We start from the raw sequence: 14233 nt of genomic DNA on the forward strand, positions 1-14233 counted from the left end.
CACGCGTTCGTCCAGAGGATGAAGCATGGTCTCTCGACGCGAATTCCTTCAGGCCACGGCGGCTGCGGCGGCGATCGCCACGGCCTCCGGCCTCGGCCCGCTCGGCCGGGCCGCGGCCCAGCAGAAACTCACCCAGGCCGATATTCTGCGTTTCGACCCGCTGGGCACGGTGACGCTTCTCTATGTCACCGACATCCACGCGCAGCTGATGCCGCTGCATTTCCGCGAGCCCTCGGTCAATCTCGGTGTCGGCGCGGCCAAGGGCCAGCCCCCGCATCTCGTCGACGCGGAGTTTCGCGAGCACTTCAAGATCGCCGCCGGCTCGGCCGACGCTTTCGCGCTGACCTCCGATGATTTCGTCAGCCTGGCCAAGAGCTATGGCCGGATGGGCGGGCTCGACCGCGTCGCGACCCTCGCCAAGGCGATCCGGGCCGAGCGCGGCGACGACAAGGTTCTGTTGCTCGACGGCGGCGACACCTGGCAGGGCAGCTGGAGCTCGCTCCAGAGCAAGGGCCAGGACATGGTCGACGTGATGTCGGCGCTGAAGACCGACGCCATGGTCGGCCATTGGGAGTTCACGCTCGGGGCCGAGCGGGTCAAGGAGATCGCCGAGAGCGCCTCCTTCGCCTTCCTCGCCCAGAACATCCGCGACAAGGAATGGAACGAGCCGGTCTTCCCGCCGCGAAAAGTCTTCGAGAAGGGCGGCGTCAAGATCGCCGTGATCGGCCAGGCCCTGCCCCGGACGGCGATCGCCAATCCGCGCTGGATGTTCCCGGACTGGGAGTTCGGCATCCGCGAGGAGGAGATCCAGAAGCAGGTCGAGGAAGCCCGCGCCGAGGGCGCCGCCATCGTCGTGCTGCTCTCCCATGACGGCTTCGACGTCGACAAGAAGCTGGCCTCCAGGGTCACGGGCCTCGACATCATCCTGACCGCCCATACCCATGACGCGATGCCGGGGATGATCCGGGTCGGCGACACCGTGCTCGTCGCCTCCGGCTCGCATGGCAAGTTCCTGTCGCGGCTCGACATCGCCGTGAAGGACGGCAAGGTCTCCGACATCCGCTTCAAGCTGATGCCGGTCTTCTCCGACGCCATTGCCCCGGACGCCGAGATGGCGGCGCTGATCAAGAAGGTCCGCGAGCCCTACGCCGCCGATCTCGCCAAGGAGATCGGCCGGACGGAGTCGCTGCTCTACCGGCGCGGCAATTTCAACGGCTCGTTCGACGACCTGATCTGCGACGCGATGCTCAGCCAGCGCGACGCCGAGATCGCGCTCTCGCCGGGCTTCCGCTGGGGCGGCAGCCTGCTGCCGGGCGACGCCATCACCTGGGAGGCGATCACCAACGCCACCGCGATCACCTATCCCAACTGCTACCGCATGGAGATGACCGGCGCGCAGCTCAAGGAGATCCTCGAGGACGTCGCCGACAACATCTTCCACCCGGACCCCTATTTCCAGGGCGGCGGCGACATGGTCCGCGTCGGCGGCATGGGCTACGCGATCGACGTCGGCAAGCCGATGGGCAGCCGCATCTCCGGCCTGACTCATCTGAAGTCCGGCCAGCCGATCGAGGCCGCGAAGAAGTACGTCGTCTCCGGGTGGGCCAGCGTCAACGAGGGCACGCAGGGCCCGCCGATCTGGGACGTGGTGCGCGACCACGTCGCCGCGACCAAGACGATCACCATCAAGCCGAACGACGCCGTCAAAGTCACCGGGGCCTGACACGGCCTTCAGGCCGGCTGCCCGCGATCAAACAGGACGAACGCCCATGAGTTCCGAACCACAGGCCGGGCCTCTCAGCCGCCGCCGCTTCCTCGGCGCGGCCGGAGCGGCCAGCGCAGGCCTTGCCGCCTCCGCCCTGCCCGCGCGCGCCCAGGCCCCCGCGCCCGATCCGCTGATCACCGAGGTCCAGGACTGGAACCGCTATCTCGGCGAAGGCGTCGACAAGCGCCCCTATGGCACGCCCTCGCGCTTCGAGAAGCATGTCATGCGCCGCGACGTCTCCTGGCTAACGGCCTCGCCCGAATCCTCGGTGAACTTCACGCCGCTGCACGAGCTCGACGGGATCATCACCCCGTCCGGCCTGTGCTTCGAGCGCCACCATGGCGGCATCGCCGATATCGACCCGGCCAATCACCGGCTGATGATCCATGGGCTGGTCGAGAAGCCGCTCGTCTTCACCATGGAAGACATCAAGCGCATGCCGCGCCAGAACCATGTCCACTTCCTCGAATGCGCCGCCAATTCCGGCATGGAATGGCGCGGTGCGCAGCTCAATGGCTGCCAGTTCACCCACGGCATGGTCCACAACGTCATGTATACCGGCGTGCCGCTGAAACTGCTGCTCGCCGAGGCCGGCCTCAAGCCCAACGCCAAATGGCTGATGCTCGAAGGCGCCGACTCCTCCGGCATGAACCGCTCCCTGCCGGTGATGAAGGCGCTCGACGACGTGCTGATCGCCTTCGCCATGAACGGCGAGGCGCTGCGGCCCGAGCAGGGCTACCCGTTGCGCGCCGTCGTGCCGGGCTGGGAAGGCAATATCTGGGTGAAATGGCTGCGCCGGATCGAGGTCGGCGACATGCCCTGGCAGGCCCGCGAGGAGACCTCGAAATACACCGACCTGCTCGCCGATGGCCGTTCGCGCCGCTACACCTTCATCATGGACGCCAAGTCGGTGGTGACCAATCCCTCGCCTCAGGCCCCCCTCAAGCACAAGGGCCGCAACGTCCTTTCCGGCCTCGCCTGGTCGGGGCGCGGCACGATCAAGCGCGTCGACGTCACGCTCGACGGCGGCAAGAACTGGCAGTCGGCCAGGATCGACGGGCCGGTGCTCGAGAAGTCGCTGACCCGCTTCTATGTCGATTTCGACTGGGCCGGCCAGGAGCTGCTGATCCAGTCGCGCGCCATCGATTCCACCGGCTATGTCCAGCCGACCAAGGCGGAGCTGCGCAAGGTCCGCGGGGTCAACTCCATCTACCACAACAACGGCATCCAGACCTGGCAGGTCCGGCCGAACGGGGAGACCGAGAATGTCGAGATCGCTTAAGCCGGTTCTGCTGGCGGGCTTGGCGGGTCTCGCGATCCTCGGCACCGGCCCGCTGATCGCCCAGACCGCGAAGCCGCAGGCGAAAGCCGCCGCGCCTGCTCACACTCCCGCCGCCAAGGCGCCGGCGCTCGGCCTCGGCCGCCCCGCCCTGCCCGAGGAGATCAAGGCCTGGGACATCGCCGTGCGGCCCGACGGCAAGGGCCTGCCGCCCGGCAAGGGCACGGTGAAGCAGGGCGACGAGCTCTTCCAGGCGCAATGCGCGAGCTGCCATGGCGAGTTCGGCCAGGGCAATGGCCGCTGGCCGGTGCTCGCCGGCGGCATGGGCTCGCTCACGGCCGACCGGCCGGAGAAGACGATCGGCTCGTTCTGGCCCGATCTCTCGACAGTCTACGACTACATCCGGCGCGCCATGCCCTATGGCAACGCCCAGTCGCTGAGCCCCGACGAGATCTACGCCCTGACGGCCTATCTGCTCTACCTGAACGACATCGTGAAGGATGAGGAGTTCGAGCTGTCGGACAAGAATTTCACCTCGGTGAAATTGCCCAACGCCGCCGCATTCTACGATGATGATCGCGAGGCGACCGAAAAGGCGTTCTGGGGCAAGGAACCCTGCATGAAGGACTGCAAGGCCGAAGTGAAGATCACCGGGCGGGCCGCCGTGCTCGACGTCACGCCCGATTCGAAATCGGCGCCGAAGGTCGATTGATGCCTAACGCCTCGCCGGTTCCAACCTGGTTCGGCTCGGTCGCGACCGCGCTCGCGCTCTCGGGCGGTCCGGCGAGCGCGGCCGGCGACAAGGCGCTGGGCGAATACCTGTCGTCGGAGTGCTCGACCTGCCACCAGAGCAGCGGCCGGCAGGTCGGCGGCATTCCCGCCATCATCGGCCACCCGGCCGACCAGTTCGTCGCGCTGATGATCACCTATCGTGACAAGCAGCGCGACAATCAGGTCATGCAGACCATCGCCGGCCGGCTATCGCAGGAAGAGATCGAGGCGCTCGCCGCCTACTATGAAAGCCTGAAACCGAGCCGGTGAGCGCCCGTAGGGTGCGCGACGGCCTCGGCCAAATGAAGATCGGACAGGCCCACCAAGAGGCCGCCGGGTATGCAGCCGCGACGATGTCGAACGAGAACTGGGGAGAGGGACATGAAGATTCATCGCCGATCTTTCGTCATGACCGGCCTGACGGCAGCCGGCACGCTCGGGCTGGGAGCCCCGGCCGTCCTCGGCCAGGCCAAGCCTCGCGTCGTGGTGATCGGCGGTGGCGCCGGCGGAGCGACTGCTGCCCGCTACATCGCCAAGGACAGCCAGGGCGCAATCGCGGTGACGCTGGTCGAGGAGAACGAGACCTACCAGACCTGCTTCCACTCCAATCTCTATGTCGGCGGCTTCAAGACCTACGAAGAAATCAGCCATCGCTACGATGCGCTGACGAAGAACCACGGCATCACCCTCGCGCGGGCACGGGCGACCCAGATCGACCGCGACAAGAAGGAGGTCGTGCTCTCGACCGGCCAGCGCCTGCCCTATGACCGGCTCGTCGTCTCGCCCGGCATCGACCTGAAATACGACTCCGTCCCCGGCTGGTCGAAGGAGGTCGAGGAGCAGATGCCGCATGGCTGGAAGCCCGGCCGTCAGACGCAGCTGATCAAGCAGAGGCTCGATGCCGTGCCCAATGGCGGCACCATCGTGATGATCGCCCCGCCCAACCCCTATCGCTGCCCGCCCGGCCCCTATGAGCGCGCCTCGATGTTCGCCCATGTGCTGCAGCAGGCCGGCAAGAAGGACGCCAAGGTCATCATCCTCGATCCGAAGGAGAGCTTCTCCAAGCAGGGCGTCTTCCAGGCCGACTGGGAGAAGCGCTACGGCTCGATGATCGAATGGCTCGGCCCCAAGGTCCATGACGGGATCAAGTCTGTCGATCCGAAGACCAACACGGTCGTCACCGGCTTCGAGACCTACAAGGACTGCGCCTTTGTCAACGTCATCCCGGCGCAGATGGCCGGCGAAATCGCCCGCAGTGCCGGCCTTGCACCGGCCGGCGGCTATTGCGCCATCGATGCCGCCACGATGAAGTCGACCGCGGATGCCAACATCTTCGTGCTGGGCGACGCCTGCATCGCGGGCGACATGCCGAAATCCGCCTTCTCGGCCAACAGCCAGGCCAAGGTCGCGGCGATGACGATCCGCGGCGAGCTGACCAGCGCCCGCACCTTCCCGGCCCGCTACGTCAACACCTGCTGGTCACTGGTCGCGCCCGACGACACCATCAAGGTCGGCGGCCGCTACGAACCCAAGGACGGCAAGATCGCAGCGACCGAGACCTTCGTCTCCAAGCCCGGCGAAAGCGCCGAGCTGCGCAAGGAGAACCAGGCCGAGAACATGGGTTGGTATGCCGGCATCACCGCCGACATGTTCAGCTGAGGCAATGCACCGGCGCCGCGGCCTCCCACGCGGCGCGAACCTGATGGCCGCGCCCCGCGCGGCCTCCTTTTTTCCAGCCACCAGAAACAAGGACGAAGCATGCGACTTCTGATCTCGGCCAGCCTTCTTGCCGCAGTGCTCGGCGCAGGCGCCGCGAGCGCCCAGGACATCGCCGCCGGCGAGCGCTCCTGGAACAAGTGCCGCGCCTGCCATCAGCTCGGCGAGACCGCCAAGAACGGCGTCGGCCCACAGCTCAACGGCCTGTTCGGCCGGGTCTCCGGCACCGTCGAGGGCTACAGCTACTCCACCGCCAACAAGAACGCGGCGCTCACCTGGGACGACGCCGTCTTCGCCGAATATATCAAGGACCCGAAGGCCAAGATCCCGGGCACCAAGATGGTCTTCGCCGGCATCAAGAACGAGAAGGAAATCGGCGACCTCACCGCTTTCCTCAAGCAGTTCGGCAAGGACGGCAAGAAGCAGTAACGGCAAGAAGCAGTAGCCGGACCAGCTTCTCAAGAACGAACCGCCCATGGCCGTGCCATGGGCGGTTTGCATTTGTGGAGCGGGCGCCCGCAACGGCGACGTTCCGTCCGGAATAACGAAGCAGACCGAGCGGGGCGTACCCGAGCTTGCCGGCCGTGCCGCGCTCAGACCCGGATCAGGCGTCGGTGAATGCGCGCCTCCCGATCCAGAGGCCGAGAAACGAGAACAGCCCGAGGGCCACCCCTGCTTCTGCCGTGCCCAGCGCTAGACTTCCAAACGCCGCCATCGCGACGCTGAAAAGTGCGATTGCCATGCCCCGTCTCCTTGCGACAAGACTATGGCCCCTTCAGAGACGTTCTAGCGCTCATCCGGGGGAATTGGCAAAGCGGCCTCGCGCCGCGGTGTTGGTCTCGAGGGACCGTGGAACACAAAAAACCCGGCACCGCGTGAACGGGCCGGGTGATCTCGCGGTGCAAGCGGGCCAGGCGCGGACGCGCCTGGCAACGAGGCTCAGCGCATCGCCCCGCGGACCGCATCGACAGCCTCGCCGACGCCCTTGCCGACCTCGTCCTTCACGCCGCCGACAGTGCCGACGATCGCCCCCGCAACGCCGCCGGCGAAGGCTCCGACGAACCCGAAGGTCAGGCCGAATTCACCGCCCTTCTGGAAGCTGTTCTCGACGTTCTCGCCGATATTGCAGATGGAGTCGTAGAGGTTGAAGCCGCCGCTGACGTTTTCCAGGGCCTCGTCGTTCAAAGCAACGTTGTGACGTTCGGTGTTCATCGCTCTGCTCCATCAATTGCGTCGTTTCGATGAGCGAGATGTACCGAAGCTGACTTACGGGAAGCTTACAGCTATGACGCTTGCTGCCGCCTCTGGGGCTGAGGTTTCAGCCAGGGCAAAGAGACTACCTGCGATATCCGCGCAATTTTAACTATCGACCGCCGGCCGCGGGGCCCGGATCGAGCCGACATGAGCTGACGCGAGCGAGCGAAATCCGCGCAGGCTCGTATCGTCCGCGATGCTCCACTGGTGTGGAGCGCCGCAGCGCGAAATTTCGGATTTTCAGGAAAGGACCGTGGTGGGTGATGTAGGGCTCGAACCTACGACCCGCTGATTAAGAGTCAGCTGCTCTACCAACTGAGCTAATCACCCATACGCCACGGAGACGTTGTCGGCGAGGCGTGGACCGCGTCCCGACAGGCGGCGATGTAGCAAACACCCCCTGCCCTGTCCACCCATCTGCGACAGAAATATGCAAACTTGTTGCGGCGCCTCGGAGCGCCTGGGGAAAACTCCGGCGCGAAACGCGCCGGAGCCCTGTTTTAGGCCGGTTTTCAGGCCGCCGGCCGGCGATCGAGCAGATGATAAAGTGCGATCGCGGCGAAGGTCGCGGTGCCGATGCCGCCGAGCTCATAGCCGAAGATCGGCAGCTTGAGATCGCCGGCGCCGAGAATCAGCGCGGTCGCGACGGTGAGCAGATTCTTCGGCTCGGCGAAGTTGACCTTGTTTTCGACCCAGATCCGGCCAGCCGTGGCGGCGATCAGACCGAACACGACGACGGCAAGGCCGCCGAGCACCGCGACCGGGATCGTGCCGATCACCGCGCCGAACTTCGGCGAGAAGCCGAGCAGCAGCGCGATCACGCCGGCGGCGACGAAGACCAGCGTCGAATAGACCCGCGTCACCGCCATCACGCCCATGTTCTCGGCATAGGTGGTGACGCCGGTGCCGCCGCCCGAGCCCGCGATCATCGTGCCGACGCCGTCGGCGAAGAAGCCGCGGCCGATCAGGTTGTCGAGATTGCGCCCGGTCATCACCGAGATGCCCTTGATGTGCCCGAGATTCTCCGCGACCAGGATGATCGCGACCGGGACGATCAGCGCAATCGCCTTCGCCTCGAAGACCGGGGCGACGAAATTCGGCAGTCCGAACCAGGCAGCTGCGGCAACCTTGCCGAAATCGACCGGCGGAGCGCCGAAGCTCGAGGCCGTCGCCGCATAGAGGACATAGGCCGCGAGGCCGCCGATCAGCACCGGCAGGCGCTGCGCGAGCCCGCGGCCATAGACCGCCACCAGCGCCACCGCGATGACCGTGAACAGCGCGATCCATTTGGTGTAGGGGCTGGCCGAGATCATGTTCATCGCGACGGCGGTCAGGTTGAGACCGATCGCAGCCACCACCGCGCCGGTAACGACCGGCGGCAGCAGCTTCTCGATCCAGCGCGTGCCGACACCCTGCACGATCAAGCCGATCAGCGCATAGACCGCGCCGCAGGCGATGATGCCGCCGAGCGCCACGGGAAGGTTGAGGTTCGGGCCGGAGCCGGAATAGCCGGTGGCGGCGATGACGACGCCGATGAAGGCGAAGGACGAGCCGAGATAGCTCGGCAAGCGCCCGCCGGTGATCACGAAGAACAGCAGGGTCGCGACGCCGGAGAAGAAGATCGCGACGTTGGGATCAAACCCCATCAGGATCGGCGCCAGCACGGTGGAGCCGAACATGGCGACGACATGCTGCAGCCCGGCGATCACGGTCTGCCCGGCCGGCAGACGCTCGTCCGGCATCACGTCGCCGGAGGTCTTCAAAGTCCAGTTCGGAAAATAGCCAGCCATCTCGCCCGCTCCCAGCCATCGCGCCTGCGCGCACCGGAACGGAATAGTGGCAAGAATCAGGCCGACGCCAAGCGAAGGACGTTCACCGTCCACCGCAAAACGGGGCTTCAGGCGGTAAGCCGGTCGGAAACCGATTTCACGAAGCGGTTGAGGTTCTCGGCGAGGCCTCCCGCAACGGTGCCGACGGCGGCCGAGCGCGTGTTCATCTCGCCGACGGAAGCGCCGACGCGCTCCATGGCACTGAGCGCCTCGGCCGCGAGGGCCAAGGCCGCCTCGATTTCATCCGTGGTGGCCTGCGCATCCCGGGCGATGCCATCGCTGACCGAAAATTGCTCCGTCACCGCTCCGGCGACCGCGGACATGTTCGCCGACATGCCGGACACCGACTGGTCGATCCGCGCCATGGCATCGACACAGCGCGCGGTCGCCTGCCGGATCGCCTCGATCCGGCTACCGATCGCCTCTGTCGCTCCGCTGGTCTGGGCAGAGAGCGATTTCACCTCGCTCGCCACCACGGCGAAGCCGCGGCCGGCCTCGCCGGCGCGCGCCGCCTCGATGGTGGCGTTGAGCGCGAGCAGATTGGTCTGCGCCGCAATCTCCGAGATCAGACCGACGACCGAGCCGACTTCTGATACGAGAGCAGCCAGGCTCTCGATCGTCCCGCGCGCTTCTCCCGCCGCCATGACCGTGCCGGCCGCGATCTCGGCACTCTCCTGCGTCCGCCTGTCGATCTCGCCGATCGACTGGCGCAATTGCCCGATCGAGGCGACCGTCTGCGTGGCGCGCTCGCGCACCTGGGACCAGCTTTGCCGGCTGGCGTCGCTGGTCTCGCCCGCACGGCGCGAAGCTGCCGCCGAACTGGCGGCAACCCGGCTCAGCGTGGCCGCAGCCTCCTCCGTCTCGCTCGAGACCTGTTCAACCTGCTGGCGGAAATCGTCGGCGAGGGCAGCAATGTCGGTGACATAGCGGGTCGTCTGTTCGGCCCGCATCGCATGGATGTCACCAAGCGCATTGACGAGGTCGACGATCAGGAACTCCGCGAGCTTGACGCAATCGCGCGCCGTCTGCCGGGAGGAGAAGCGATGCCGCCTGGCGACCTCGGGAAAAAGCGACCGCATCGCGGTCATCGCCAGCACGGCATGGGTGCGCGCGCCGAAGGGAGAGGCTGTCTCGGCCTGCACGGCTCGCCGCAGCGATCCCGCATAGGCATCGTCGAACGTCGCCTCGAACAGGGAGCGGGCATGCTGCGCCATCTCGGTGCACAGGCTCGGCCCGTAGGTCCGCGAAGCCGCCCCCATGGTCGGATGTCCGGAAAGCCGCTCGAAGTGCAGCACCATCGCCGCATCGATCGTCACAGCGAGCGTCGGGGCGAGTTCCCTTGCCAGCTTCAGCGTCGCTTCGTCGACGCCGAAGATCGCCAGGCGCGAATTCGGCGCAGCAGGGGCGAACAGGGAATCTCTTTGCGTCTCGTCTGCCATTGCGCGGGCTCGTTTCCGAGGCCCACGCTGCCTGCACAATGGTTAAGGAACGGCCAAATCGCTCAGGCGGCGGGCCTGTGAGCGGCAGCTCCGACCGCAACGGACCTGTCCTCGGCAATCCGCGCATCAGCCTCGAGCTCGGGCAGCGCCCGCGCCTGCGCCATCGCCGCCTCCAGCGGTCCGGCTGCGAGATCGGGCATCGCCTCGAAGCTCGGCAGCACGAAATAGGTCTGCTGGAAATCGTCGATCTTGTAGCGCGTCCGCATCACCCGGACCGGGTCGAGACGAATGCGGTTCGGCTCGGCGCTCTCCAGCGAAAACACCGTCTCGCCGGGCGAGGAGGCGATGCCGGCACCGAAGATGCGCAGGCCCGCCCCCGTCTCGATCAGACCGAACTCGACGCTGTACCAGTAGAGCCGGGCCAGCCGTGCAAGATCCTCCGGATCGGCATAGCGAAGCCCGGCCGCGCCGTAGGCCGCAACGAAATCGGCGTAGGACCGGTTCATCAGCAGCGGCACATGGCCGAAGACGTCATGGAAGACATCGGGCTCCTCGATATAATCGAACTCCTCCGGCCGCCTGATCCAGAAACCGGCCGGGAAACGGCGCTGCGCGAGATGGCTGAAGAACACCCGGTCCGGCACCAGCCCCGGCACGGCGACCACCTCCCAGCCGGTCGCGGCCTTCAGCACGCGGTTGATCTGCCGGAAGTCGGGGATGCCGTCGGCCGCGATGCCGAGCGCCGAGAGCCCGGCGAAGAACTCGTCGCAGACGCGCCCGCGCAAAAGCTCGAACTGGCGCCGGTGCAGCCTCGACCAGGTGTCATGGTCGGCTGCGGTGTAGTGCTGGAATCTCTGGTCGACGACGAAATCGGCCGGAACGTCGTCCGGCTTCAAGCCTGAACGGCTGAGCGGGTCGGTTGTCATGGCGCACCTCCCAATGCTCGAACCATGCTGCCGCCGGCGCCGGGTCATGTCCTGACTTTCTCTTGCGCCCTGGCGACGCCGGCAGAACAATATGACCGGGAAGCGCAGCAACGGGTCCGATCATGACAGGAACGAGCAAGGCACCGTCTCGCCTCGACGAGACCGACCGGCGCATCCTGCGCGCTCTGCAGCGCAATGGCCGCCTGACCAATGCCGCCCTCGCCGAGGAGATCGGCATGGCGCCCTCGCCCTGCCTGCGCCGTCTCAAGGCACTGGAGGAGGACGGCGTCATTTCCGGCTATCGCGCGCTGATCGACCGACGGCAGCTCGGCCATGGCGTCGAGGCCTATGCCTTCGTCAAGCTCGCCCAGTCCGATCCGGACTGGCGCACCCGCCTGATCGAGAAGCTCAAGGCCTTCGACGAGGTGATCTCCTGCCAGGCGATGACCGGCGAATGCGACCTGCTCGTCCATATCATCGCCGACGACATCGAGGCCTACGGCGAATTCGCCATGCAGCGCCTGCTGACGCTGCCGGGCATCGCCGACATGCGCTCATCCTTCGTGCTGGCGACGATCAAGCCGGATCGGGGCTGGCCGGTGTGAACGGCCGCCCGCCCGCTCAGGGCGTCACGCCATAGGCGCGGTAGCGCTCGCCGGCACTGCCGTCGAGATCGCGCGCCCGGGCGAAATCTGACGCCGCCTCGGCCGCATCGCCGCGGCGCTGGTGCGCGATCGCCCGGCCGTACCAGGCCTGCCCGAGCCGGGCATCGAGCGAGAGCGCCCGGTCGTAGTCGGCGATCGCGCCGTCGAGATCGCCGCGCTTGAGCTGGACCAGCGCGCGTGTATGCAGCACCCCGCTCTGATCCGGCGCGAGCCGCAGGGCCTCCTCGCAATCCGGCAGCGCCCCTGACACCTGCCCGCTGACCGCGCGGATCAGGCAGCGCATGTTCCAGAAGCCGGCCTGCTCGGGGTAGCGCTTGATCAGCCGGCCGAGCTCGTCGATGGCGAGGCTCGGCTGCTGCGCGCTGACCAGCGCCTGGGTCAAGCCGAGCGCCGCGTCGATGCGGTGCGGGGCCAGCGTCAAGGCCGCCCGGTAATCGGGGATCGCCGCCTCCGGCTCGCCCAAGGCAAGGCGGACGGCCGCACGCGACAGCCAGCCATCGGCATCGTCGCGATCGATCGAGAGCGCTGCATCGAAATCCGAGAGCGCGCGCTGGTACTGCCGGGAGCGTTGCAGGAGCTGGCCGCGGTTGAGCAGGGCGGCGTGATTGCTCGGCGCAACCGCGAGCACCTCGTCATAGGCGCCAAGCGCCGCGCTAGCCTGTCCGCGCGCCTCCAGCGCGCGGGCACGCTGGAACAGCGCCTCGACGAAGCGCGGCGCGCGCCGCAGCGCAGCCTCGCTATCGGCCAGCGCCTCCGAGAAGATGCCATCTCGGAAATGCAGCCGCGCCCGGAGCACCAGAGCCGCCGGGTGATCCGGCTCGATCGCCAGCGCCGTCGCGATATCATGCCGCGCCTGAGCCTCGCGCTGCGGCAAGCCGATGCCGAAATGCGCGCGCCGCACCAGCCGCGTCACATCAAGACCGTCGACAGCAAGCGCAGCGTCGAGCTCGGCCAGTTCGTCGCGCGCCGGCGCAGCCGGCTGCGGGCGGGCCGCGTGATACGCCTGCCAGAAGGCCGCTCGCTCGTGCCCCAGCTGACTCCTGGCCGTATGGACGAAGGCGGCGAGCCGCATCGGCCAGGCCTCGATGGAGCGGCCGAGCGCCGGCAGCAGGGCCTCGCGCCGCTCGATAGCTCCGGCATGAGCCGGTTCGCGTTCGAGCACGGCGCCATAGGCCGCCAGCGCAGCCAGCTTCTCGCCGAGCATCTCCTCGGCCATCGCCAGGCCGAAGCGCGTCGCCAGATCGTCCGGGCGCTCCTGGAGCGCCAGCTCATAAGCCTTCCGGGCCGGCGCCGGCCGGCCGAGCGCGAGCAGGGCATCGCCGCGCATGCCGTGCCAGGCCGGCGCGTCCCGGCCAGGCCCGGCGCGGTCGAGATCACGCAGCGCCTCGTCGTTCCGGCCAAGGGAGAGCAGGAGATGGGCACGGTTGCGCAGGCCGTTGCCATCGTGCGGCGCCAGCGCCAGCAGCTGGTCGAGGTCCCGCAAGCCCTCCGCCTGCCGGCCCTGCTCGATCAGCAGCAAGGCGCGGTTGTTGAAGGCGAAGATGGTATCCGGATGGGTCGCGATCAGGACGTCATAGGCCTTGATCGCCTGGAGCGGTCGGCTGCTCCGTTGCAGCACCAGAGCGCGCCGCGACAGTGCGGCTTCGTTGCGCGGATCGAGCCGCAGCGCACGCTCGTAGTTCGCCAGCGCCGGTTCCAGCTCCCCGAGAGCCTCGAAGGCCCGCCCGCGCTCCACCCAGCTTTGCGGCACTGCCGGCTCGAGACGCAGGGCGCGCTCGAAAGCGCCGACCGCCTCGGCGGGACGCTTCAGCGCCGACAGCGACATGCCGCGCCGATAATGGTGCGAGGCGATGGCGGGCTCCAGCTCGATCGCCACGTCGAAGTCGGCCAAAGCGAGATCGTGCTCGCCGAGGCCCTGCAGCAGCCTGGCCCGCGCCACCCGTGCCCAGGCGCTCGACGGATCCAGCCGCAGGCCTTGATCGAGGTCCGCCCGTGCCCCCGCGAGATCGCCGCGCCGCTCGCGCAGGCTGGCCCGGTCGACCAGCAGGCTCGCAGGCGCGTTGCCGGCAGCAAGCCCGGCGGCGAGCACCGCTTCCGCCTCGCGATGACGGCCGAGTTCGGAGAGCACCGCGGCACGCCCGCGCAGAGCCGCGAGATGGCCTTGGTTTATCCTGAGGGCGGTCTCGAAATCGCGCAGCGCGGCATGGGGAGCGCCCGCGCCTTGCGCCAGCCAGCCACGGCTGGCGAGCAGATCCGCACGGTCGCCGCGGTTCAGCTCGACCCGCAGGGCTTCGTCACAGGCCGCCTTGCGCTCGCCGCGCGGCGTCTCGATCTCGCCCATGCAGATTTGCGCCAGCTCTTCCGTCTGCTCGGCCGGCGAGACCGGCGGCAGTGACGTATGAGCCAAGGCGGGCGTGGCCTGGAAAGCGACCAGCGCGCCCAGAATGACAAGGCGACGCGACTTCATGAAACTAGGTCTCGCGATGGCCCCCCGCATCATGAGAGCGGCATCCGTTTCGCGAATCCAGTTTTTGTTCCACGCCGCCGGCAAAAAACAGGCCGGTGTGGGGGGGGGGGGGGGGGGGGGGG

General features: G+C 67.5%; 13 protein-coding genes and 1 tRNA gene. 7 read left to right on the forward strand and 7 right to left on the reverse strand.

What is annotated here, in order from left to right:
* The first annotated feature begins 25 nt into the window (after window positions 1–25).
* The 6 genes from soxB to AC1REK_RS06915 all read left to right on the forward strand — a co-directional run bounded on the left by soxB (window position 26) and on the right by AC1REK_RS06915 (window position 5960).
* Window positions 26–1723 (forward strand): thiosulfohydrolase SoxB, encoded by a 1698-nt coding sequence (gene soxB, locus AC1REK_RS06890; RefSeq protein ID WP_492268593.1) that lies wholly within the window; start codon window positions 26–28, stop codon window positions 1721–1723.
* Between the two features lie 46 nt (window positions 1724–1769).
* Window positions 1770–3047, forward strand: a complete 1278-nt coding sequence (gene soxC / locus AC1REK_RS06895; protein ID WP_327522276.1) for a sulfite dehydrogenase — start codon at window positions 1770–1772, stop codon at window positions 3045–3047.
* Window positions 3031–3756, forward strand: a complete 726-nt coding sequence (locus AC1REK_RS06900) for a c-type cytochrome (protein WP_316017487.1) — start codon at window positions 3031–3033, stop codon at window positions 3754–3756. The genes soxC and AC1REK_RS06900 overlap by 17 nt, the downstream gene beginning before the upstream one ends.
* On the forward strand, window positions 3756–4085 hold the full coding sequence (locus tag AC1REK_RS06905; protein WP_327522275.1) for a c-type cytochrome: 330 nt from the start codon (window positions 3756–3758) through the stop codon (window positions 4083–4085). Before AC1REK_RS06900 ends, AC1REK_RS06905 begins: the two co-directional genes overlap by 1 nt.
* A gap of 111 nt (window positions 4086–4196) precedes the next feature.
* On the forward strand, window positions 4197–5474 hold the full coding sequence (locus tag AC1REK_RS06910) for an FCSD flavin-binding domain-containing protein (RefSeq protein WP_316017485.1): 1278 nt from the start codon (window positions 4197–4199) through the stop codon (window positions 5472–5474).
* A gap of 99 nt (window positions 5475–5573) precedes the next feature.
* Window positions 5574–5960, forward strand: a complete 387-nt coding sequence (locus AC1REK_RS06915; RefSeq protein ID WP_327522274.1) for a c-type cytochrome — start codon at window positions 5574–5576, stop codon at window positions 5958–5960.
* A gap of 175 nt (window positions 5961–6135) precedes the next feature.
* Here the strand turns inward: AC1REK_RS06915 and AC1REK_RS06920 are convergent, their stop codons facing one another.
* From AC1REK_RS06920 to phhA, 6 genes are all read right to left on the reverse strand, one after another.
* The gene (locus AC1REK_RS06920) at window positions 6136–6273 is read right to left on the reverse strand and encodes a hypothetical protein (protein ID WP_157089620.1); all 138 of its coding nucleotides are present in this window, start codon (window positions 6271–6273) and stop codon (window positions 6136–6138) included.
* Between the two features lie 197 nt (window positions 6274–6470).
* Window positions 6471–6743, reverse strand: coding sequence for a hypothetical protein (locus tag AC1REK_RS06925; RefSeq protein WP_327522273.1), 273 nt, complete (start codon window positions 6741–6743; stop codon window positions 6471–6473).
* 296 nt (window positions 6744–7039) lie between these two features.
* Window positions 7040–7115, reverse strand: a tRNA-Lys gene (locus AC1REK_RS06930).
* 182 nt (window positions 7116–7297) lie between these two features.
* Window positions 7298–8575, reverse strand: a complete 1278-nt coding sequence (locus tag AC1REK_RS06935; protein ID WP_492268592.1) for a solute carrier family 23 protein — start codon at window positions 8573–8575, stop codon at window positions 7298–7300.
* Window positions 8576–8682: 107 nt separating this feature from the next.
* Entirely contained in the window at window positions 8683–10053 is a 1371-nt protein-coding gene (locus AC1REK_RS06940; RefSeq protein ID WP_492268591.1) for a methyl-accepting chemotaxis protein, read from the reverse strand.
* Window positions 10054–10115: 62 nt separating this feature from the next.
* Window positions 10116–10979: a phenylalanine 4-monooxygenase gene (gene phhA, locus AC1REK_RS06945; protein WP_327522270.1), complete on the reverse strand. Its 864-nt coding sequence runs from the start codon at window positions 10977–10979 to the stop codon at window positions 10116–10118.
* Between the two features lie 122 nt (window positions 10980–11101).
* Here phhA and AC1REK_RS06950 point away from each other — a divergent pair, with 122 nt between their 5' ends.
* The gene (locus tag AC1REK_RS06950) at window positions 11102–11584 is read left to right on the forward strand and encodes an Lrp/AsnC family transcriptional regulator (protein ID WP_327522269.1); all 483 of its coding nucleotides are present in this window, start codon (window positions 11102–11104) and stop codon (window positions 11582–11584) included.
* Window positions 11585–11600: 16 nt separating this feature from the next.
* Here the strand turns inward: AC1REK_RS06950 and AC1REK_RS06955 are convergent, their stop codons facing one another.
* Window positions 11601–14111, reverse strand: a complete 2511-nt coding sequence (locus AC1REK_RS06955; RefSeq protein ID WP_492268590.1) for a tetratricopeptide repeat protein — start codon at window positions 14109–14111, stop codon at window positions 11601–11603.
* Between the last annotated feature and the right edge of the window lie 122 nt (window positions 14112–14233).

Source organism: Allobosea sp. GW823-FHT02B03, from assembly GCF_058797755.1.